The sequence below is a fragment of the Rhizobium sp. P1_E1 genome, assembly GCF_056406015.1.
On record NZ_JBFUAY010000045.1, the window covers coordinates 21,900 to 42,526 of the forward strand.

General features: G+C 60.2%; 21 protein-coding genes. 9 read left to right on the top strand and 12 right to left on the bottom strand.

The features are described from left to right. Positions 1 to 73: 73 nt before the first annotated feature. From AC1D1Z_RS17000 to AC1D1Z_RS17010, 3 genes are all read right to left on the bottom strand, one after another. Positions 74 to 1,897, bottom strand: a complete 1,824-nt coding sequence (locus tag AC1D1Z_RS17000; protein ID WP_439007362.1) for a bifunctional diguanylate cyclase/phosphodiesterase — start codon at positions 1,895 to 1,897, stop codon at positions 74 to 76. Between the two features lie 159 nt (positions 1,898 to 2,056). Then, positions 2,057 to 2,296, bottom strand: coding sequence for a ribbon-helix-helix domain-containing protein (locus tag AC1D1Z_RS17005; RefSeq protein WP_018241158.1), 240 nt, complete (start codon positions 2,294 to 2,296; stop codon positions 2,057 to 2,059). A 193-nt stretch (positions 2,297 to 2,489) separates the two neighbouring features. Next, positions 2,490 to 3,044, bottom strand: coding sequence for an HdeD family acid-resistance protein (locus AC1D1Z_RS17010; protein ID WP_018449469.1), 555 nt, complete (start codon positions 3,042 to 3,044; stop codon positions 2,490 to 2,492). A gap of 152 nt (positions 3,045 to 3,196) precedes the next feature. Between AC1D1Z_RS17010 and betI the strand changes: the two genes are divergently transcribed. The 3 genes from betI (at position 3,197) to betA (ending at position 7,103) form a co-directional block, all read left to right on the top strand. Then, positions 3,197 to 3,823 carry a transcriptional regulator BetI gene (gene betI, locus AC1D1Z_RS17015; protein ID WP_210068065.1) on the top strand — a complete coding sequence of 209 codons (627 nt, stop codon included), beginning with the start codon at positions 3,197 to 3,199 and terminating at the stop codon, positions 3,821 to 3,823. After that, positions 3,820 to 5,283: a betaine-aldehyde dehydrogenase gene (gene betB / locus AC1D1Z_RS17020; RefSeq protein ID WP_018241156.1), complete on the top strand. Its 1,464-nt coding sequence runs from the start codon at positions 3,820 to 3,822 to the stop codon at positions 5,281 to 5,283. The genes betI and betB overlap by 4 nt, the downstream gene beginning before the upstream one ends. A 170-nt stretch (positions 5,284 to 5,453) precedes the next feature. Next, a complete protein-coding gene (gene betA, locus AC1D1Z_RS17025; protein WP_439007361.1) occupies positions 5,454 to 7,103 on the top strand; it encodes a choline dehydrogenase in 1,650 nt (549 codons plus the stop codon). On the opposite strand, the gene AC1D1Z_RS17030 is transcribed toward betA, so the two are convergent. The 5 genes from AC1D1Z_RS17030 to AC1D1Z_RS17050 form a co-directional block, all read right to left on the bottom strand. Then, positions 7,104 to 7,403 (bottom strand): type II toxin-antitoxin system RelE/ParE family toxin, encoded by a 300-nt coding sequence (locus AC1D1Z_RS17030; protein WP_439007360.1) that lies wholly within the window; start codon positions 7,401 to 7,403, stop codon positions 7,104 to 7,106. Beyond that, entirely contained in the window at positions 7,400 to 7,681 is a 282-nt protein-coding gene (locus AC1D1Z_RS17035; RefSeq protein ID WP_003546405.1) for a YlcI/YnfO family protein, read from the bottom strand. The genes AC1D1Z_RS17030 and AC1D1Z_RS17035 overlap by 4 nt, the downstream gene beginning before the upstream one ends. Before the next feature lie 119 nt (positions 7,682 to 7,800). Continuing rightward, positions 7,801 to 8,274 carry a DUF6644 family protein gene (locus AC1D1Z_RS17040; RefSeq protein WP_439007359.1) on the bottom strand — a complete coding sequence of 158 codons (474 nt, stop codon included), beginning with the start codon at positions 8,272 to 8,274 and terminating at the stop codon, positions 7,801 to 7,803. Between the two features lie 19 nt (positions 8,275 to 8,293). After that, positions 8,294 to 8,641, bottom strand: a complete 348-nt coding sequence (locus tag AC1D1Z_RS17045) for a DUF6152 family protein (RefSeq protein ID WP_050565096.1) — start codon at positions 8,639 to 8,641, stop codon at positions 8,294 to 8,296. A 248-nt stretch (positions 8,642 to 8,889) separates the two neighbouring features. Then, on the bottom strand, positions 8,890 to 9,336 hold the full coding sequence (locus AC1D1Z_RS17050; RefSeq protein WP_018241150.1) for an RrF2 family transcriptional regulator: 447 nt from the start codon (positions 9,334 to 9,336) through the stop codon (positions 8,890 to 8,892). A gap of 420 nt (positions 9,337 to 9,756) precedes the next feature. On the opposite strand from AC1D1Z_RS17050, the gene AC1D1Z_RS17055 reads away from it, so the two are divergent. The 5 genes from AC1D1Z_RS17055 (at position 9,757) to AC1D1Z_RS17075 (ending at position 15,026) form a co-directional block, all read left to right on the top strand. Beyond that, entirely contained in the window at positions 9,757 to 10,533 is a 777-nt protein-coding gene (locus AC1D1Z_RS17055) for a phosphoadenylyl-sulfate reductase (protein WP_477851323.1), read from the top strand. A gap of 152 nt (positions 10,534 to 10,685) precedes the next feature. Beyond that, entirely contained in the window at positions 10,686 to 11,639 is a 954-nt protein-coding gene (cysD, locus tag AC1D1Z_RS17060) for a sulfate adenylyltransferase subunit CysD (RefSeq protein WP_003546395.1), read from the top strand. Position 11,640: 1 nt separating this feature from the next. Beyond that, positions 11,641 to 13,137 carry a sulfate adenylyltransferase subunit CysN gene (gene cysN / locus AC1D1Z_RS17065; RefSeq protein ID WP_028734142.1) on the top strand — a complete coding sequence of 499 codons (1,497 nt, stop codon included), beginning with the start codon at positions 11,641 to 11,643 and terminating at the stop codon, positions 13,135 to 13,137. 411 nt (positions 13,138 to 13,548) lie between these two features. Then, on the top strand, positions 13,549 to 14,190 hold the full coding sequence (locus tag AC1D1Z_RS17070) for a peroxiredoxin-like family protein (protein WP_222283888.1): 642 nt from the start codon (positions 13,549 to 13,551) through the stop codon (positions 14,188 to 14,190). Positions 14,191 to 14,612: 422 nt separating this feature from the next. Continuing rightward, positions 14,613 to 15,026 carry a GFA family protein gene (locus AC1D1Z_RS17075; protein ID WP_222283887.1) on the top strand — a complete coding sequence of 138 codons (414 nt, stop codon included), beginning with the start codon at positions 14,613 to 14,615 and terminating at the stop codon, positions 15,024 to 15,026. A gap of 131 nt (positions 15,027 to 15,157) precedes the next feature. Here AC1D1Z_RS17075 and AC1D1Z_RS17080 read toward each other — a convergent pair whose 3' ends face one another. Next, positions 15,158 to 16,024 (bottom strand): LysR family transcriptional regulator, encoded by an 867-nt coding sequence (locus AC1D1Z_RS17080; protein WP_334545146.1) that lies wholly within the window; start codon positions 16,022 to 16,024, stop codon positions 15,158 to 15,160. Positions 16,025 to 16,091: 67 nt separating this feature from the next. Here AC1D1Z_RS17080 and AC1D1Z_RS17085 point away from each other — a divergent pair, with 67 nt between their 5' ends. Continuing rightward, entirely contained in the window at positions 16,092 to 17,063 is a 972-nt protein-coding gene (locus AC1D1Z_RS17085) for a quinone oxidoreductase family protein (RefSeq protein ID WP_222283885.1), read from the top strand. Positions 17,064 to 17,077: 14 nt separating this feature from the next. On the opposite strand, the gene AC1D1Z_RS17090 is transcribed toward AC1D1Z_RS17085, so the two are convergent. The 3 genes from AC1D1Z_RS17090 to AC1D1Z_RS17100 form a co-directional block, all read right to left on the bottom strand. Further along, on the bottom strand, positions 17,078 to 17,581 hold the full coding sequence (locus AC1D1Z_RS17090) for a hypothetical protein (RefSeq protein ID WP_020572948.1): 504 nt from the start codon (positions 17,579 to 17,581) through the stop codon (positions 17,078 to 17,080). Positions 17,582 to 18,071: 490 nt separating this feature from the next. Then, positions 18,072 to 19,253: a glycoside hydrolase 5 family protein gene (locus AC1D1Z_RS17095; protein WP_222283884.1), complete on the bottom strand. Its 1,182-nt coding sequence runs from the start codon at positions 19,251 to 19,253 to the stop codon at positions 18,072 to 18,074. A 15-nt stretch (positions 19,254 to 19,268) separates the two neighbouring features. After that, a partial coding sequence (locus AC1D1Z_RS17100) for a polysaccharide biosynthesis protein (protein ID WP_477851328.1) occupies positions 19,269 to 20,627 on the bottom strand: 1,359 nt, incomplete at its 5' end.

Sequence of the window (20,627 nt, forward strand, 5' to 3'; positions counted from 1 at the left end):
GGGAAGACTTGATGTGGCAGAGGCGTCAATTCGCCTCGCCCACTGCATAAGTGCTACAGCGTCCTTTGCGCATCTAAAATGACGCGCGGCGCTGTAGGAGATGGAAGACCAGGCCTCCCTCGCTGTCCTTGGCGGCCGACTTGATGATGGCGATTTCGGCGCTGACGCGGTTGATATCGTCGATGACGAGTCCTTCCGGCAGTTCGATGACACCGATCGAGCAGCGCATCAGCGGGAACAAAGCTTCGGCGCCGGTGCGGTCGTGACCGAGGATGCGGCCGGCGGCGCGATCCTCGTCGGAATAGAGGTCCCGCACGTCGTCATGGAAATCGCTGATCAGCCGCTCGAGGATTTCCGTCAGCTCTTCCTTGGTCCAGCCGACGACGCCGATGAAGAAATCGTCGCCGCCGACATGGCCGAGGAAATGACGTTCGGCGAAGAAATAGCGGCGCATCAGCGCGGCAAACAGCGAGATCGCGTGGTCGCCGAGATGGAAGCCATAGGCATCGTTGAACGGCTTGAAATTGTCGAAGTCGCAATAGCAGAAGTGGCGAAGCGCATCGCCGTCGCGGCCGGACTGACGCATGAAATCGCGGATGGCACGATTGCCCGGCAGGCCGGTCAGCGGGTTCTGGTCCTGCGCGGTCTTCAGCTGTTTCTCGTTGATGACCTTGATCAGCGAGGCGGCGGAGACGACACCGGCATAGCGCATATTGTCGGTCAGGATCAGGCAGTTGCTGCCTTCCATATTGGCGAAGATGGCCATCAGTTGCTCGGCGTCGCTGTCGAGGCCGACGATCGGCGCCATCCCGACGAAATGCGAGATGCTGCGCTCGTACATCTTGTTCTTCAGGAGATCGCGGCCGAAGGGCTGGTAGATATATTCCTTGAGGTGATGCTCGTGGATGATGCCGCGCGGCTCGTCATTGGCGTTCAGGACAGGAAAGAAGGCCTGGCGCGGATTACGCCGGAAGAGTTCGAAGACGCTGTCGATGCTGTCATTCTCATAGACCGTCGGCAGCAGCTCGATCTGCTTGCGGATGAGGATTTCGTCGAGCGACTGGCTGCCCCGCTTGCTCTTGCCGAGCTCCTGCAGGTGCGGGTAGGACGGCGCCAGCTCTGATATATGCGTCGTCGGGCGGGAGATAAACCAGCCCTGGACGAGGTCGACGCCATATTCGCGGCAGGCGATGAATTCGGCCTCGGTCTCGATGCCTTCGGCGATGACGCGCGTGCCGAGCACATGGGCAATGTTGACGATGCTCCTCAAGAGATGGCGCTTGCGGGGGCTGCGGTCGATCTCGGCGACGAAATGGCGGTCGATCTTGAGATAATCGACGGCATAATCGCAGAGCAGCTTTATCTCGCCGTGGCCGACGCCGAAATCGTCGATCGCCAGTTTGAAACCGGCCTTGCGCAGCCTGGAAACGAGGCCGGAAAATTCCGGCACGCTGGTATTGTCGAAACGCTCGGAGAATTCGAAGCAAACGGAAGACGGCGGAATATTCGCCTTGCGCAGATGCTGCAGCAGGCTGACGACCAAGTGTTCTCCATGCGGGATCAGCCGGACATCGAGATTGAGGAACAGCGTCGAGGTGGAGAAATTCGATAGCGTCGCGAATTTGGCGAGCGCGCGGCTGGCGACCATCTGTTCGAGCTGCAGCAGCTGGCCGGCCTGGTGAGCCTCGTCGAGGATTTCGAGGGGCGTATCATAACCGATGCGTTCCTGGCCGCGCATCAGGGATTCGTAGCCGAAAACCGTGCCGGTGCCGGCCTCGACGATCGGCTGGAAGGCATTCTCGACCACGAGCTTGGCAAGGGTGACGATCTGATCGCTGGCGTAGCGGCGCAGAACATCCGGCGCGACGGTGGCAGCCAAGGACATGCTGGTCTTCATTGTGGGCCGATCTCCACTGTGACTTGTTCTTTTTCGTCCGGAACATGCCGCAGAAGGATCAATGAACTCTTTCGCCAGTGTGAAAGTTTTATGAAACGCGCAAGAGCATCCTGCGCGTTCCGCGTTCATTCAATTTTTCCAATGCAATCAAATGCTTGTTCAGGCGGAGCGACGGCGCTCCGCCTCGTGATCGGCGAACATGTCGGCGACGCATCTGCCGCCGGATGGAGCGCCGTCGTCAAGAATATCGTCCCGGAACTCATTGAGCTTGCGGGCGGTATCCCAGAGGCGGAGCGCCTCGCGGACGACCTCACTGCTCGAGGCATAGCCGCCATTGTCGACGGCGGCGCGGATGCCCGCTGCCTGTTGCGGAGAGATGGAAACGGTGACCATCGGCATGAACTTCCTCCCTTTTCTGATCAGGCAGAACCCTGCCTCTGGGGGACGCATGACCATTTTCAGCATTCTCGGCGATCTCGCCGGTGCCTTGGTGCATTCGCACTCAGACCGTTCACTTGACTTAGGACCGGTCTGTAACCCGTTAAGTCTAATCCCCTGTCATAGTCTTGTCAAAAAAGAACGGTCAGCGGCATCAGTTTCGACTGCGGATGCCGAGGCTGAAGGCAATCATTGTCGAGCCCTGGACGATGAGATCGGCGGCGAGGAACAGGCCGAGGATCCACAGGCTGTTCACCGGCCAGCCGAGCGCGATGACGAAACCGGCAAGAGCGGTGATGACGCCACTTGCGACGATCCAACGCCAGCCCTTGGTGGGCTTCATGCGCATGCCGACCCAGGTGCGGAAGACGCCGGCGATGACCAGTGCGAGCGAGAGAAACAGCGTCAACGCCGCCGAGGTCAGGATCGGATTGACGAAAGCGCAGATGCCGGCAAGCACATAGAGCAGGCCGCTCAGTATCCAGAACAGCACATGATCCCAGCCGCGCACCTGGAAGGCATGGACGAGATAGATCACCCCGCCGAACAGCATCAGCATGCCGACATAATAGACCGAAACGACGGTGGCGAGCATCAGATTGCCGAGCGCGATCAGACCGCAGACGAGCAACAACACGCCGAGGCCGGCAAACCAGATCCATTTCGACTGTAGCGAAGATGTCGGCGTTCCCTCGAAGACATCGGTCATGATGCACCTCCTGAGATTCTGAATATGTTGCAGCAATTTGACAGGGAAAGATCCGCGCCCAGTCAAATCGCGAAAGATTTTTATTGATTGATCAGTCAATCAAAAATAACCTGCCGCTGATTTCAAGGAGTGGTTTGTTGCCGAAAGTCGGAATGGAGCCGGTGCGCCGCAAGGCGCTTGTTGATGCAGCGCTGCGGGTGATCGGCGATCACGGCTCGCTTGCCGTCACCATGTCCGATATCGCCCGGCAGGCCGGCGTGTCGCCAGCCCTGGCGCATCATTATTTCGGCAGCAAGGAACAATTGCTGATCGAGACGATCCGCTCGCTTCTCCGACAACTGCGCAGCGATACGGTGGCGGCACTTAAGGCCGCCAGGACGCCGCGGGCGCGGCTTTCCGCCATCATCCGCGTCAGCTTCCACGCCGACCAGTTCGCGCCGGAGACAATTGCCGCCTGGCTTGCCTTTTACGCCGAAGCGCAGCGCTCGGAAGAGACGCGACGCTTTCTTGTGATCTATGCGCGGCGGCTGCGCTCCAATCTGCTGGCCGACCTCAAGGCGCTGTTGCCAACTGACGCCGCAGAACGCATCGCCGAAGGCGCTGCGGCGATGATCGACGGGCTTTATATCAGGCAAAGTCTGAAATCCGCGCCGATCGGCATTGAAGCCTCGATCGCGCTGACGGAAGATTATCTGAATGCGCTTTTGGCCACCGCCTCCCCCTCTCCCCGGAGCGAGAAGGGACGACCACATCGAACCACCCAAGGACAAATGACATGAAAGCCCAGCCGAAAGCCTCGCACTTCATCGACGGCGAATATGTCGAGGATACCGACGGCACCGTCATCGAGAGCCTCTATCCCGCGACCGGCGAGGTGATCGCCCGGCTGCATGCCGCAACGCCCGCGATCGTTGAACGGGCGATCGCGGCGGCCAAGCGCGCCCAGCCGGAATGGGCGGCGATGAGCCCGATGGCGCGCGGGCGCATCCTGAAGCGGGCAGCCGACATCATGCGCGAGAGAAACCGGGCGCTTTCCGAACTCGAGACGCTCGACACCGGCAAGCCGATCCAGGAGACTGTTGTCGCTGACCCGACCTCGGGTGCCGATGCCTTCGAATTCTTCGGCGGCATTGCGCCGGCCGGTCTCAACGGTTCGCAGATCCCGCTCGGCCAGGACTTTGCCTATACCAAGCGGGTGCCGCTCGGCGTCTGCGTCGGCATCGGCGCCTGGAACTATCCGCAGCAGATCGCCTGCTGGAAAGCTGCGCCGGCACTTGTCTGCGGCAATGCCATGGTGTTCAAACCGTCCGAGAACACGCCGCTCGGGGCGCTGAAGATCGCCGAGATCCTGCACGAGGCGGGACTGCCGAAGGGGCTCTTCAATGTGATCCAGGGCGACCGCGACACCGGGCCGCTGCTCGTCAACCATCCCGATGTCGCCAAGGTGTCGCTGACCGGCTCGGTGCCGACCGGCCGCAGGGTGGCGGCGGCGGCCGCCGGCAACCTCAAGCATGTGACGATGGAACTCGGCGGCAAGTCGCCGCTTGTTGTCTTCGACGACGCCGATCTCGATTCGGCGGTCGGGGGCGCGATGCTCGGCAATTTCTATTCGACCGGCCAAGTCTGCTCGAACGGCACACGCGTCTTCGTGCAGAAGGCTGTTAAGGCCGAATTCCTGAAGCGGCTGAAGGTCCGCACCGAGGCGATGCTGATCGGCGATCCGATGGACGAGGCGACGCAGGTGGGCCCGATGGTCTCCTGGGCGCAGCGCGAGAAGGTGATCTCCTACATCGAGAAGGGCAAGGCCGAGGGCGCGACGCTGATTGCCGGCGGCGGCATTCCGAACAACGTCTCCGGCGAAGGTTATTATGTGCAGCCGACGGTGTTTGCCGACGTCACCGACGACATGAGCATCGCCCGCGAGGAGATCTTCGGGCCGGTCATGTCGGTGCTCGATTTCGACGATGAGGACGAGGTGATCGCGCGGGCCAATGCCAGCGAATTCGGCCTTTCCGGCGGCGTCTTCACCGCCGACCTCACCCGCGCCCACCGCGTCGTCGACCGGCTGGAGGCGGGCACGCTCTGGATCAACACCTATAATCTCTGCCCGGTGGAAATCCCCTTCGGCGGCTCGAAACAATCCGGCTTCGGCCGCGAGAATTCGCTGGCCGCGCTGGAGCATTATTCCGAGCTGAAGACGGTTTACGTGGGCATGGGGCCGGTGGTGGCGCCTTATTGAAGAACATCTGGTGCCCCTCACCCTAACCCTCTCCCCGCTCGCGGGGAGAGGGGACGTGGCATACGGGGCGCTTAAGAATGCCGAAACGGTGCGGCATATCCCTTCTCCCCGCGAGCGGGGAGAAGGTGGCGGCAGCCGGATGAGGGGCAGGCTCTAGGAAAGACAAGACTATGCAAGCAGATTTCGTCATCATCGGCTCGGGCTCCGCCGGCTCCGCCCTCGCCTACCGTCTGTCGGAAGACGGCAAGAACAGTGTCATCGTCATCGAGGCGGGCGGCAGCGATTTTGGGCCGTTCATCCAGATGCCGGCAGCGCTTGCCTGGCCGATGAGCATGAAGCGATATAACTGGGGTTATCTGTCCGAGCCGGAGGCGAACCTCAATAACCGGCGCATCACCGCGCCGCGCGGCAAGGTGATCGGCGGCTCCTCGTCGATCAACGGAATGGTCTATGTGCGCGGTCATGCCGAGGACTTCAACCGCTGGGAGGAGCTCGGCGCCAGCGGCTGGGCCTATGCCGACGTGCTTCCCTATTACAAGCGGATGGAGCATTCGCATGGCGGCGAAGAAGGCTGGCGCGGCACCAATGGGCCGCTGCATGTCCAGCGTGGCGGCTTCACCAATCCGCTCTTCCGCGCCTTCGTCGAGGCCGGCAAACAGGCGGGCTTCGAGACGACGGAGGATTATAACGGCAGCAAGCAGGAAGGCTTCGGGCTGATGGAACAGACCATCTTCGGCGGCCGCCGCTGGTCTGCCGCCAATGCCTATCTGAAGCCGGCGCTGAAGCGGCAAAATGTCGGGATCGTCTATGGCTTCGCCCGCAAGATCGTGATCGAGGACGGACGTGCCACAGGCGTCGAGATCGAACGCAACGGCAAAGTGGAGGTGGTGAAGGCGAACCGCGAAGTGATCGTCTCGGCCTCCTCCTTCAACTCGCCGAAGCTCTTGATGCTCTCCGGCATCGGCCCCGGCCAACATCTGAACGACATGGGCATTACGGTGAAGGCCGACCGGCCGGGCGTCGGCGCCAATCTGCAGGACCATATGGAATTCTACTTCCAGCAGGTGAGCACCAAGCCGGTGTCGCTCTATTCCTGGCTGCCGTGGTTCTGGCAGGGCGTGGCCGGCGCACAATGGCTGCTCTCGCGCGGCGGGCTCGGCGCCTCCAACCAGTTCGAGGCCTGCGCCTTCCTGCGCTCGGCGCCGGGGCTGAAGCAGCCCGACATCCAATACCATTTCCTGCCGGTGGCGATCAGCTATGACGGCAAGGCGGCGGCGAAGAGCCACGGCTTCCAGGTTCATGTCGGCTACAACCTGTCGAAATCGCGCGGCAGCGTGACGCTGCGTTCGGCCGATCCCAAGGCCGATCCGGTCCTGCGCTTCAACTATATGAGCCATGCCGAGGATTGGGAGAAGTTCCGCCACTGCGTGCGCCTCACCCGCGAGATCTTCGGCCAGAGCGCCTTCAACGACTATCGCGGACCGGAGATCCAGCCGGGCGAAGGCGTGCAAAGCGACGAGGAGATCGACGCCTTCCTGCGCGAACATCTGGAAAGCGCCTATCACCCTTGCGGCACCTGCCGGATGGGCGCCAAGGACGATCCGATGGCGGTGGTCGACCCGCAAACGCGGGTGATCGGCGTCGATGGCCTGCGTGTCGCCGACAGCTCGATCTTCCCGCACGTCACCTACGGCAACCTGAACGGACCGTCGATCATGACCGGAGAGAAGGCGGCCGACCATATCCTCGGCAAACAGCCGCTGGCGCGCTCGAACCAGGAACCCTGGGTCAACCCGCGCGCGGCGGTGAGCGACAGATAGTCAGTGGTAGTCTTCTTCGCGGTGGTGACGGACGGCGAGGACAATGACGCTCGTTTCGCTCATCACTTTGAAAAGAATGACATATCCGGCGGAACCGAATGGTACGACGAGCTCGCGCAGCAAGGGATCATCCGCAGAGGCGCGTCTGGCCATTAGCGGGAAATCCTGAAGTATCATCAGAGCTTTTGGGATGGCGTTGATGGCACGTTCCGCCAAATCCGGATCACGTTCGATCAGGAAATCGGCGAGCCGATCCAGATCTTCATAGAAGGTCTGGGTATACTTTAGCTCGAAGGTCACTTCTGCTGCGCGGCTTTACGGGCTTTCGCCTTTTCAAGCTTTTTGCGCATCAACTCCTGAATGTCGTCCGTTGTATAAAACACACCGGTCCGCTCTGCGTCCGCCAAGCCGGCCAGACCCCGCGCGATGAACTCCGCTTGGGTCTTTCTATAATCGATCTGGCGGCGAAGAGAGTCCTCTATCAGCGACGACAAGCTCTCGCCTTCTTTGAGAACGCTTTCGGCGGCAGCGCGCAATTCAGGATCCACGCGAAGGGACGGGAGAGATGCCGTTTTCATGACGTTCCTCATGCGTTGCAATTGCAACGCAATGTGATGGATCATCGTGTTATATTCAACTCCCCTCCACCTGACGCAATTCATATGCGCCACGGTTGAGAAAATCGGGAGCGACCCCATCAGAGAAATCCGATCCAGCGTCCCGCCACAAGTGCGGCGATCCATGTCGCCGCCGACAGAGCCGCCGAAACTCTTATGGCAGGGCGAAGAATGCCGACCGTGGTTGCCGTTCGCCAACCCTGTCCAGCGTGCACCACCAGCACGTTGAGTATTCCGAAGGCAATCAGCCCGAGCTTGGCGAGGAAGGCGGGATTGGCGGCATATTCGACCGCCCGGACGCTGAAGAGACAGAAGCCGGTTAGAATAGCCGCGGCAAGGCCGACGCCGGCGGAGCGGGAGAGAAACGGGGCAACGACTTCAACAGGCAGCTTGCGGAAGAAGCCGGCGAGCTTGAGATCAAGCGGCAGGATGGCGCCGATGAGAAGACCGATCGCCAGGATATGGGCTGCGTTGACGAACATGTAGAGTGTTGCGGAGCGCCGGAGCGCGGCCGCAGGTGCCGTGGCTGACAGCCATTCGAGAATGTCGATCACAGCCCGGTTCGCCCAGAGGTCAGTTCGTCTTGATGCGATCGGGATAGATATCGTAGCGCTTCTCGCCGATGGTGAGGCGCACCGCCTTCATCCGCTTCTCCTTTGGATCCTGCGAACGGTTTCCAAGGGCCACCACCTGGTCGCCGGGCTTGGCGACACCTTCGACGAAGCCGGAGCGTTCCGTCTGGCGCGGATTGCCGAGCTCGACGAGCCAGACGCCGTCATTGGCGGTCGCGACGTTAAGGGTCGGATGCGGCCCGCCCATGGAGATTTTCTCGATGGTGCCGCGAAGCTCGATCTGATCCGCCTCTGCCCAGGACCAGCCGTGATGGGCCATTGCGCCGGTGGCGAAAGCCACAGAAAGCATGGCCGCAGCCACTAGAGTATTTCCGTTTTTCTTCGCACCACGGCAATGCTCTATCTCTTTGTTTTCACGCAATTCCGGACGCAAAACCGCTGAGCACTTTTGCTGGAATTGCTCTAGCCGCTGTGCTGAAATTATAGACATGATGTCCTCCCTACCCGTATTGACGGGCAGGTGGAGCATAAGAGCCGGAAGAAGAGGGATTTCACCAAATCTTGAAGAAAGATGCGGGCGTCAGTTCACCCTGATGCTCAGGCCAGCAGACGGGTGACTTCGGCGCTGTGCGCTGGGGCGACGGCATCGGCGATGGTCGTCGAGAACAGCACCTTGCGGGTGGCGTCCGCCACCTTGGCGAAGACGTGGCGGATCTGGCAGTTCTGTTCGCCGTCGCAATCGTCGCACCGGCGGTAGGCGGTGATCGAGAGGCATGGAAGCGGGGCGATCGGGCCGTCGATGATGCGCAGGATCTCGCCGAAGGTGATGGTGTGGGCGGGCTTGAGGAGGAGATAACCGCCCTGCTTGCCGCGGCGGCTGGCGACGACGCCGTGATGTTTCAGGTCGAGCAGGATCTGTTCGAGGAACTTCTTCGGGATCTTCTGCTGCGCCGCGATATCGGAAATCATCACCGGTTCGTCGGCATCGGCATCAGCCAAGACCGTGAGCGCCCGCAGCGCATATTTCGCCTTTTGCGTAATCATTTTTGACCATCGACACACACAGGCAGTGCGAATTTCCGCACTGCTACGGAAGTACTTTCACCTCTATGGCACAACCAGCATGAACGGAATTTGAACGCGCCGGAGAAAGCCTTGAGAGACAAGCGTTTTGGCCTTGTTTTTTGCTCTCGGCCAAGCTCTCTTAATCTATGCCAAAACTGCGCCTTCTGCACCATTTTCGGCATCACTTCAGATTTCGGATTGACAGGCTGCGTGTAACTCTACTATTTCTATAGACATTCGAGCTGCCGATGTGGATTTTCATCCGCAGGCGGCTGCTTTTCTGCATCGCGGCAGCTTCGGAGAGATATTTGCTCTTCCGGCCGCAGCTTTCGAAATCCCTTTTTCTGTCCGATCCCTGTGTGAACTGCGATACTCCGGTCAACAAAGGACAGGATTCTCATGACTGCTATCAATCCGATTGCGGAAGACGGGCCGATTGYGGAAGAAGGACCGATTGCGGAAGCCAAGGCGCTGAATGACAGACTGGCAGGCATCGACCTTGCCGGACGTCTGTCGTTGGTCTCAGGCCTCGGCGGCCGCGTGGTGTTCACAACGTCACTCGGCATCGAGGACCAGGTGATCACCGCCGAGATCGGCACGCACCGCCTGCCGATCGATGTCGCCACGCTGCAGACCGGCCGGCTGTTTGCCGAAACGCTGGCACTGATCGAAGAGACCGAAAGCCAGTACGACATTCGCATTCATCGTTACGAGCCCGAGAAGGCCGATATCGACGCCTATGCGGCGCAATACGGCCTCAACGGTTTCTACGAGAGTGTCGAAGCCCGGCATGCCTGTTGCGGCGTGCGCAAGCTGAAGCCGCTTGCACGGGCGCTCGAAGGTGCTGCGATCTGGATCACCGGCCTGCGCCGCGGCCAATCGGCCAATCGCGCCGAAACGCCCTTTGCCGAATACGACGCCGAGCGCCACCTGCTGAAGGTCAATCCGCTCGCCGACTGGGACCTGGAGGCGATCAAGGCCTTCGTTTCCGCAAATGGCGTGCCGGTCAATCCGCTGCACCAGCGCGGTTATCCTTCGATCGGCTGCGAGCCCTGCACCCGGGCGATCAAGCCCGGTGAGCCGGAACGCGCCGGCCGCTGGTGGTGGGAGCAGGACGAAACGCGCGAATGCGGCCTGCACGTCGCCGAAGAGGCCGCAGCGATCGCCGCACAGTAAATCACCTCACGGCTTTCCCAATCGGGGCGCGGCGACCACCGCAGCCTTGGGAAAGCCAACATTCCCGGGGAAAGCCACCGTTCCCGGGGAAAGCCAACATCAAGGAATTGTTTTGCGGCGAGCCGTAAACGACCGATAGCCTGGAGTAAAACATGCCCGATAGCCGTCCGGATACGGAACTCAGCAATCCGCAGAGCGCCAAGGCGCCGCTCGACCCGCATCTGAAAGCGCTGGAAAACGAATCCATTCACATCTTCCGCGAGGTTGCGGCCGAATTCGAGCGTCCCGTCATGCTCTATTCGATCGGCAAGGACTCCTCGGTGTTGCTGCATCTGGCGCGCAAGGCCTTCTATCCCGGCCGCGTGCCCTTCCCGCTGCTGCATGTGAATACCGGCTGGAAGTTTTCCGAGATGATCGCCTTCCGCGACGAGACCGCGAAGAAGTATGATCTCGATCTGATCGAGCACATCAATCCGCGCGGCAAGGCCGAAAACATCACGCCGTTTACGCATGGATCGGCTGCTTTCACCGACATCATGAAGACCGAAGGCCTGCGTCAAGCGCTCGATGCCGGCCAGTTCGATGCCGCTTTCGGCGGCGCGCGGCGCGACGAGGAAGCCAGCCGCGCCAAGGAGCGCATCTATTCCTTCCGCACGCCGGATCATCGCTGGGATCCGCGCAACCAGCGGCCCGAACTCTGGAACATCTACAACGGCATGATCCGCAAGGGCGAGAGCGTGCGCGCCTTCCCGCTGTCGAACTGGACTGAGGTCGACATCTGGCGCTACATCCAGGCCGAAGACATTCCGCTGGTGCCGCTTTACTACGCCAAGAAGCGGCCCTTCGTGGAGCGCGACGGCATGATGATCCTCGCCGAGGACCCACGTCTGGAACTGCTGCCCGGTGAGGTCCGCCAGGAAGGCATGATCCGTTTCCGCACCCTCGGCGACTTCCCGCTGACCGGCGCCATCCGCTCACAGGCCACCACCCTCGAAGAGGTGATTGCCGAACTCGAAATTGCAACGGTGTCCGAACGCCAGGGCCGCGCCATCGATCGCGACCAGTCCGGCTCCATGGAAAAGAAGAAGCGTGAAGGATATTTCTGAGATGACCGCAGCCCAAACCGCCGTCTCGGCCGCCACCGTCGTCAGCCTGCCTGCCGCCGAGCAGCAGAAAGCTCTGCGCGACTCGCGCCCGCTGCGCCTGATTACCTGCGGCAGCGTCGATGACGGCAAGTCGACCTTGATCGGCCGCCTGCTCTGGGACACCAAGGCCGTCAAGGAAGACCAGGCCGCCACCCTGCAGCGCGATTCCACCGGCAAGCAGAACGATCTCGGCCTGCCCGACTTCGCATTGCTGCTCGACGGCCTGCAGGCCGAGCGCGAACAGGGCATCACCATCGATGTCGCCTATCGCTATTTCTCGACCGACAAGCGCTCCTTCATCGTCGCCGACACGCCTGGCCACGAGCAATATACCCGCAACATGGCGACCGGTGCCTCGACCGCCGATCTCGCCATCCTGCTGGTCGATGCGCGCTTCGGCATTCTCGAGCAGACGCGCCGTCACGCGACGATCGCCTCGCTGCTCGGGATCAAGCAGTTCGTGCTTGCGGTCAACAAGATCGACCTCACGGGCTACGACCGCGCCGGCTTCGACAAGATCAGCCATGACTTCCGGGAATTTGCCCTGTCGCTCGGAGTCAAGCAGATCACCGCCATTCCGATGTCGGCGCTGAAGGGCGAAAACGTCGTCTATTCCGGCCAGGCCGCCATGCCCTGGTACAGCGGCCCAACGCTCGTGGAGACACTGGAGCTTGCCACCGTGCGCTCGTCGCAGACGGTCGGTTTCCGCCTTTCGGTCCAGCGCGTCTCGCGTCCCGGCGAAAGCTTCCGCGGTTATCAGGGCACGGTTGCCGGCGGCTCGGTCAAGCCGGGCGACAGCGTCATGATCCTGCCGTCGGGCATGGTCGCCAATGTCTCCAAGATCGTCACCTTCGATCTCGTCCGCAATGCGGCCGTTGCCGGCGACGCGATCACGCTGGTGCTCGACCGCCAGGTGGACGTTGCGCGCGGCGACATGATCGTCTCGATCGACGCCCAGCCGCAGGTCGGCCTTGCCTTCGACGCGCAGATCGTCGCGCTGCAGCCTGAGGGTATCGAGCCCGGTAAGCGCTACTGGCTGAAGAGCGGCAGCCGCCGCCAGCGCGTGCAGGTGCAGCCGCTCAGCCAGCTGGAACTGAAGACCGGCACCTGGAACGCCGCCCAGCGGCTCTACATGAATGCCATCGGCAAAGTCCGGCTCGTCTTCGACGAAGCGGCGATCTTCGACCCCTATGAGCAGAACCGGCTTTCCGGCTCCTTCATCCTGATCGATCCGGAGACCAACAACACGGTTGCCGGCGGCATGGTCACCGGCAAGCGCACCGAACTCGGCGGCCTCCACAATGGCGAAGCCCGCGTCATCCTCTCGCTTCCGGCCGATCTTGCCGAGCAGATCATGGCAAGCGAACTCTTCGCTAGCCGCAGCCATGAGGCCGAGGTGCGGCGCATGACGGCAGCCGAAGCGGCCGACCTCTGGTCGAGCGCTGCAAGCGATATCTGATCAGGGATAAGGGGCCAGCAAGTCTGGCCCCTCACCGAGGCCGAATCCGCTGCCTGCAGGGCCGGCGGATTCCCTGTCGAGCGGCAAAGAACCGATCAGAACCTGAGACTTTGCGATAGGGGCTTTCCGCTACGCGGCCCCACGCTGCTTGAACGCGAAATTGGCAGGTCCCCCCGCTCAATTTTCTGTGTCCGCCTCTACGGCCGCCAAAAAAACCAGAGTTTGCAGAAACCGGACTTTTTCAATTCACGATTCGCTGTTTAACGCTTGCCCGCAGGCCAATGTGGGGCCATTCTTAGATCGGATCCTGGCGGTGCGGTAAGACGAGAGGTCAGGCCTTGCAACGCTCAATCTCGACCTCGAAGCACGTGGCGCCTTTTCTCGACTGATCCCCGAGCGAGGAGGTTGTCCATGTCCACGCACTTTGTCGACCATCCGCTACAACCGGGCGACCGGGTCCCGAACGTTGTGTTTGATGCGATCTCTCGCGAGGGGAAGATCGCCCTTGATGATTTTCGCGGCCGCAGCCCGTTGTTGATAGGTTTGTTTCGAGGCCTGCATTGTCCGTTCTGCCGGCGCCATGTCGCGGCAATGGCATATCTCAACCCGATGCTGCGTGAGAAAGGCGTCCAATCCCTGGCGGTGGTCAACACCCCGGTCGAACGCGCGCGGCTCTATTTCCGTTACCATCCGATACCCGATCTTCTTGCTGCTTCCGACCCGGTACGGGCTTCGCACCAAGCCTTCGGCTTACGCGAGGTCGGGATCGACACTGTCATGGCGATACGGATCGATCTTCCGGGCGAGTTGCCCGAGCCTATGGGCGTGATGGCAATGGACGAATTTATCAACGAGAAGGAAGGATATCAGATTACGGAAGCCGATCAGCAGATGATGGCTGCCGACCACGGGCAGCTTGTCGGTCAGTTCCTCATCGACCGGGAGGGCATCGTACGCTGGAGCTTCACTGAAGTTCTGGAGGCTGGGCTGCAGACATTCAAGGCACCGAACTCCGAGGAATTGATGTCGGTAGCTTCCCAAGTCGTACATTAACAACGAAAACTCGCTGGACGACCCGCCACAAGTCGGCCTTGCCGGTGCGGCGCACGACGGCCGCCGAAGCGGCCGACCTCTGATCGAGCGCTGCAAGCGATATCTGACAAGGGATAAAGGATAAGGGGGCCAGCAAGACTGGCCCCTCACCGAAATGCGGGATCACCAAACCCGCTGGCTACAGGACTGGTCAGAACCTGAGACTTTGCGATCAGGGCTCCACATCCGCTCCGGCCCGAAGCGGTCAGATGGCTTTCCTCTAGACTTCGGCATTTCCGCGATCTAGATTTGAGCTTCTGTTAGCCTGAAATTATATCAGGTCTCAGCCCGTTCGCGTCGCCCACCCTAACCATTTGCGGTTCGGGCCCGCATTTCACCCCTCCATTCAACGTAATTTCACCGTGCAAGCGGGAGGAGTTTCCATGGCCAATGCCCAATGCGCCTGCGGCGCTCTGAGACTGATACTCAGCGAGCCGCCACAATTGACAGTTCTCTGCCACTGTTTGGCCTGCCAGCGCAGAACCGGTGCGCCATTCAGCGCAAATGCTTTCTACTCGATGGGTTGTGTCGAAATATCCGGAACGTCTACAGAATTCATTCGTACCGCCGAGAGCGGTCGCAAGGTCCGAATGCATTTTTGCCCAACGTGCGGCTCGACCGTCTATTGGAAGGCCGATGCTGCGCCGTCCTGGATCGGGGTGGCAGTCGGTTCCCTTTCCGACCCGACCTTCGCGCCACCCGCCATATCAGTCTACGAACAATCGAAACATCATTGGGTGCAGCTTGACGAAACGGTAGAGCACTTTCAGAGCCATCCAATCCGCCAATTGGAATGAATCGACGCGGGCTTTCGGCCTGAAGCGGACTTTGGATCATCGGCAGCGGAAGCTCTTTCGCTGCCTGCTAGACAACCCTTTCGCGCAGACCATTGATCGCTGACAACACCGTTGCTTCCGGACTGAACACACTACTTCCCGAGAGCGTTTTTCAGCGCATCGACGACGACGCGGACGGAGGGGACGTCTTTGATATCAGAATGGACAACCAGCCAGATCTCTCTTGTCAAAGCATATTCGTTCTCAATGCGCTGGAGACCGCTGGACTCCAGGACAGCGAAATCGGGGAGCATGACGACACCTGCGCCAAGGCTTGCGGTTGCGGCCTGAAACTCCAGAACGGACGACCTCACGGCGATCGGCCGGCCGGCCGCCAGTTCGATCAGCCGCAATTGTTGCGGCGAGGCGTTCATGGTTTCGTCGTAACCGATGAAGGTCCAGTCCGGCGGTGGAACCGTTTCGAGATAGGTCTTTGATGCGTAGAGATGGAAGCTTGTCTCGCCGAGCTTGACGATGGCGTAATCGCCGTCCTCGGGACGCGACATTCGCACGGCGATATCCGCCTCTCGTCTGTTCAGGGACGCGAGGCGCTTTTCTCCGACAAGCGTGATCTGAACACCGGGATGGTCTCGCCTGACGGCCGCGATCGGCTTTGCCAGGAGCACGCTTGAGAGAGCGGGAGGCGCGCTGATCCTCACATGGCCACGCAATTCCGTGGCGCTGCTGCGACCAAGCTGCTCGATTGCCGCAGTCTGCGCGGCGACGAGAGCTGCATGCCTGGCAACCTGCTCTCCGTCCGCGGTTAACATGATGCGCCGTCCGCGGCGGTCGACCAGCTTGCGTCCCAGGCTGGCTTCAAGCGACGAGACCCGCCGACTGATCGTCGCGTGTTCGACGCCGAGCTGCTTTGCGGCACCAAGCAATGTTCCGGACTGCGCGAGCGCCAGGAAATGCCGAAGGTCGTCCCAGTCGATCTTTGTGAATTCTCTCCCAATCATTGTGTAGTAATAGGGAATTTTCACACATCACACCATCGCTTAATTTGTGCCCATGAAGGAGCACGAGATGACCGACCAAATCATATGGCTGAACGCCCCTGGTGACATCACCCAGTTCCATGTCGAGCATCACCATTGTGAGCCTCCCGGTGATGGCGAGATAAAAATCCGTCATCAGGCGATCGGAACCAACTTTCTCGATGTCTATCATCGAAAGGGCATCTACCCCATGCCCTCCTACCCCGCGGTGATCGGTGCCGAGGCGGCGGGCGTCGTCGAGGATGTCGGTCCTGGCGTCTCCCTGTTCCAAAAAGGTGACCGCGTTGCCTATGCCGGGCCTCCGGTTGGAGCCTATCGCTCCACGAGGAATATTGCCGCTGAAAGGGCGATCAAGCTTCCGGATGCCGTTTCAGCAAAGACGGCAGCGAGTTCGCTGCTCAAAGGCATGACCGCCTACATGCTGTTGAAAAAGACCTATAATGTGCGTGCAGGCACTCAGGTTCTGATCCATGCGGCCGCCGGTGGGCTTGGCAGCATCCTCGTGCGTTGGGCCAGGTCGCTCGATGCCACCGTGATCGGGACGGTCGGCTCTTCCGAAAAGGCCGCACTCGCCGCATCTTATGGCGCCGATCACCTCATTGTTGGACGAGGCGCCGATATCGTCACGGACGTGAAGCGGCTCACGAACGGGCTTGGCGTCGACGTCGCCTATGACGGGATAGGCGGCGACACGCTTCTCAAAAGCATTCGTTCTGTCCGCCCATTCGGCATGGCTGTCACCATCGGTCAGGCCGCCGGTGCTATTCCACCGGTGCCTGTCGAGGAACTTCGACCGGGCAAGGCGCTCTGCCATCCGAGCATCATGGCCTGGTGCGCTGACGTCGGACAATATCGCGAGGCTGCTCTCGCTGCAGTCGGGGCGATGGAAGCGGGGATCGTTTCGCAGATCGGTGCCGAATATCGTTTGGCCGATGTTGCCAAGGCGCACGAAGAGATGGAATCCGGACGCTCGGCCGGCAGTATCCTGCTGATCCCTTGATCGGTCAGCGTCCGTTATTTCGGTTTGCGCAGATGGAGAGATCCTGTCGGAATAGGAACCACACTGGCAAGTCGTTGGCCTACCACGGTACCGATTGTGGCAACCCCGGACGTATTCCTGGATGCAGGCTCGATTTGGCGAAGAAACAGTCCGCTATCATCTGCAAGAGATCCGATGGTAATCATCGGCTCATCGTCGACGAAAAGTATCAATCCAATGCCGGATCCGACCTTATCCTCCACCCTGCACGGCAGGGCTCTCAGTACGGTCTCCGCGTTTGTCGAAAACAGGGATTTCACAAGCCCGCCAAGGGCTTCGACCTTATTGACGAACGGCCGCACGACAAGCGTGACCGCGTCTTCTTCAGATAAAGAGAGTTTGACTGAAAACTGAGCCGGCGCCGAACCGGTTGGCAGGCAAGCACTATAAAGCTGGAAAATCGCGGCGCGGGCGAAATTCAAGCGTGTATCATGGGATTCGGCTTCGACGATTGATTGAAGAAAGCGTGAAGAGTTCACTGCCGCAATCCCTATTTCGAATCGGGGTAGCCCGATGAGGTTTCATTATACGATACCGCTTCTGCGTGCGAGCCGTCCGCATTATTCATATTAACGAATGCTGACCTTCGAAAATCTCCGGCTTGTCCCCGATATCCTGGATAGACCGCGAATATTTGGCGAAGCTGGAAAGCCAGTTTAGATCGCAACAAAATATGAAAGCATTTAGGTCAATACTCTGGCGTGTCGAGATCGCTATCACTCGTCTATCGGTATGCGACGATTGTGGAGGGTGGAAAGCCCCCGGAGCATGATGCCGAAAAGTGCCCGCAGTATTCGGAAGACATCATGCTCCATAAAAACCGGATTCAGATTTCAGGCCGACCGGCCTAAATCATCCTGCTCCAGGGGAAAGAACGCGCAACCGTTCCGGTCCGCAGGAGCGCTTCCGATCTTCGTGTCACGCATATTGTCTTCTTGAAATCGGTTTCCGCCTTCGAGCGAGCCCTGATTATTGAAACTTGAGGGCGGCGGCGCGCAGAGCCTGCCAAGCAGGGCCTCCATCGTTATGAATGTCGAATTTGTCGTAGTCGTCCTGGGGATAGAGGCCTGAGTCCTGTGTGCTGACAAGCCGCCAAACCACCCAGCCTCCGCAATCCGACGTGGCGATCGTGTTCAGCCAAGTTTGATAGGCATTTGCCTGATCGGGATCGGATCGCGGAACTCCAAATTCCTCCAGGATCACCGGTTTCCCGATATTTCGTCCGATCTCGCAGTATTCGCGAATGCGAGCATCGAAATCGGAATGGCTGATTTTGACGTAGGATGGGTAGCCATGCCATGTGCCGAAATCGACGCTCGGAATGTTCATATCCGACAGCTTCTGATCCATGTTCCCATGGCCCGTCGTTACGAGCTGTTTCGGTGCCAGGGTTTTGACATAGGCTGACATTTCCGACACCCAGTCGTGAAGGAGCGGTTTGGGATGAATGTCAGGTTCGTTGGCCAGGTCCCAGGCAAATATGGTGGGGTCATCGGAATAGCGGACACCAGTAATCGTGTTGACGCGCGACAAAACATGCCGAATCCATTCCTTGTAATCGCGTCGGGTTCGCGGATCAGCGGCAAAAAAGGTGTATTTGTCCGAACTCCCGTACCAGGCGTTCATCTGTTGGGCACCGCCCGTATAGGCCCAGAAATCGACGAATGCGAGAATCAGCTTAAGTCTGCGCTTCGCCGCTTCCGCGATGAGGTAATCGACCTTTTGCAGGCCGTCAGGTCCATCGTTGGGAACCATCCGTTTGGTTGTCGGATCCCAACTCATCATATAGATGCCCTTGGTACCCAGATTGCTGGAATCGGACGTGCTTTTTGAGTTCCAGATCGTCGGCACCCGGCCGTCCAGCGACCCTATTACCGGTTGGAGGAAGGTGCGCACCACATTGGCACCCATTGCCGTGGCATCGTCCAACACGCGGGTGACTTCGCCTGGCGAGCCAAATGTCAGATAATGGTTGTTTACGCCGGCCACGCGAAATGGTTTGCCGTCCAGCAGGAAGCCCTCCCCTTTCGTCGTGACGAAAGATTGCTGCCCAGATGACTGCGCGGCAGTAGAACCGACCTGAGCAGACCAAAAAAGCACCAGCGCCGCAGCGCCGACAGCGAAATTCCGGAAGCGTTGAATAGGCCTCATGCGAAGAACTCCCTTTCAAGCCCGTGACGCAATTCCGATTTGGTCGGTCTGGTCGAGGGAATTGCCATATTTCGAGACACCGGCAGCCGCTGATGGCGCGGTGGTGGATGGCGTCGCAATGCGCCGCGCAGCCCAATACAATGCCGGGCACAGAAGGAGGCCTTCCAGCGAAACAGCAATGACCCAGAAGTTGGCTGTGCCTGCAATCCCGAATTGCGCACCGGCGGCAGCGGCCACGATCTCCAGCACCGCACCGCCGATCAGAACGAGCGTGGCAAAACCCAGGCGCCGCCGGACACGTTGAACCGCGAGATAATGATACTTGGACGCCATTCCGAAAGCGGCAAAGCCAAGAAACTGGAGACTATTTCCTGCAATCACAGCATAGGCCGGATTGAATATCCAGAGCATGAAGCGCGACAGGAACAGGAACGCCAAGGCGGTCGCCGCGCAAACCAGCATCGACAAGCCGAGCGACAGGCGCAGGCGCGCGGGAAACAGCTCCGGCTCCCGCACAGCGATGGCAAACAACACCGAAGCGAGTGACGCAGGGACTAGAAGCGCGACGTTCAGCACCGTCCATGCGGCATAGAAGGCGGCGTTGATCTCAGCGGACAGCATCACCGTGACGACGAAGGGCAGCAGCAGCGCCGGCGCCTGAACAGCCATGCTGAGCGCATGATGACCTAAAACCTGTCCGAGCGCCGGGCGGAAGGCGTGGATGTCCGGCCGGTGGAAAACGCGCCCACCGGTATAAACAAGTAGCCCGGCCACGACGACCAGTGAGACAAGCTGCCCGGTAAACCAGGTGGTGAAGATCGCCAATTCGCTGCTTGCGCGGCCAAGTGTCAGGCCGAGAGCGATCAGTAGAAGAAGCTTGCTGGCGGCGAAGACGACGTTTCGGGCCAGTTGAAGGCCGCTGCGCAGAAGGCCGACCAGGGCCTGGTCGAGCACGAGGGTCACGGCCGTCAGAGCGCAAGCAGCAACGAAGAAGAGATCGGTCGCGGAGGAGCCGACGATCGAGCCAAGCTGCGTCGATGTCCAGGCTGCGATAGCAAGATAGATCAGCCCCACCACGATAGAGGCGCTGAACGAGGCAAGGAGCGCGCCCGTCAAAAAAGGGCCTGCTCTTTTCTGGCGGCCTATCTCGCCCATCAGGAAGGGTCCGAGACCGACTTCCCCGAGATTCGCGAGGAGGTTCATCAACGATATGGCGGCGGCGGCGAGCCCAACAGCCTCGGCCGAGAAGGAACGCGCCGCGAACCACCAGTAGACGAAGCCGAGAATGGCCGTCATCAACGTTCCRAGCCCCAACATGCCTGCATTGAGGAGCAGGACCGCCTGATTCATCAGGAGGCTGCGGACCATGGCAAT

Coding starts and splice junctions, on each gene's coding strand:
- betI (WP_210068065.1), top strand. CDS start 3,197: ATGGAGCCGGTGCGCCGCAAGGCGCTTGTTGATGCAGCGCTGCGGGTG.
- AC1D1Z_RS17035 (WP_003546405.1), bottom strand. CDS start 7,681: ATGAAAACGGCATCTCTCCCGTCCCTTCGCGTGGATCCTGAATTGCGC.
- AC1D1Z_RS17080 (WP_334545146.1), bottom strand. CDS start 16,024: ATGATTGGGAGAGAATTCACAAAGATCGACTGGGACGACCTTCGGCAT.
- betA (WP_439007361.1), top strand. CDS start 5,454: ATGCAAGCAGATTTCGTCATCATCGGCTCGGGCTCCGCCGGCTCCGCC.
- AC1D1Z_RS17010 (WP_018449469.1), bottom strand. CDS start 3,044: ATGACCGATGTCTTCGAGGGAACGCCGACATCTTCGCTACAGTCGAAA.
- AC1D1Z_RS17075 (WP_222283887.1), top strand. CDS start 14,613: ATGGCCAATGCCCAATGCGCCTGCGGCGCTCTGAGACTGATACTCAGC.
- AC1D1Z_RS17050 (WP_018241150.1), bottom strand. CDS start 9,336: ATGATTACGCAAAAGGCGAAATATGCGCTGCGGGCGCTCACGGTCTTG.
- AC1D1Z_RS17095 (WP_222283884.1), bottom strand. CDS start 19,253: ATGAGGCCTATTCAACGCTTCCGGAATTTCGCTGTCGGCGCTGCGGCG.
- cysN (WP_028734142.1), top strand. CDS start 11,641: ATGACCGCAGCCCAAACCGCCGTCTCGGCCGCCACCGTCGTCAGCCTG.
- AC1D1Z_RS17005 (WP_018241158.1), bottom strand. CDS start 2,296: ATGCCGATGGTCACCGTTTCCATCTCTCCGCAACAGGCAGCGGGCATC.
- cysD (WP_003546395.1), top strand. CDS start 10,686: ATGCCCGATAGCCGTCCGGATACGGAACTCAGCAATCCGCAGAGCGCC.
- AC1D1Z_RS17070 (WP_222283888.1), top strand. CDS start 13,549: ATGTCCACGCACTTTGTCGACCATCCGCTACAACCGGGCGACCGGGTC.
- AC1D1Z_RS17085 (WP_222283885.1), top strand. CDS start 16,092: ATGACCGACCAAATCATATGGCTGAACGCCCCTGGTGACATCACCCAG.
- AC1D1Z_RS17045 (WP_050565096.1), bottom strand. CDS start 8,641: ATGCTTTCTGTGGCTTTCGCCACCGGCGCAATGGCCCATCACGGCTGG.
- AC1D1Z_RS17000 (WP_439007362.1), bottom strand. CDS start 1,897: ATGAAGACCAGCATGTCCTTGGCTGCCACCGTCGCGCCGGATGTTCTG.
- betB (WP_018241156.1), top strand. CDS start 3,820: ATGAAAGCCCAGCCGAAAGCCTCGCACTTCATCGACGGCGAATATGTC.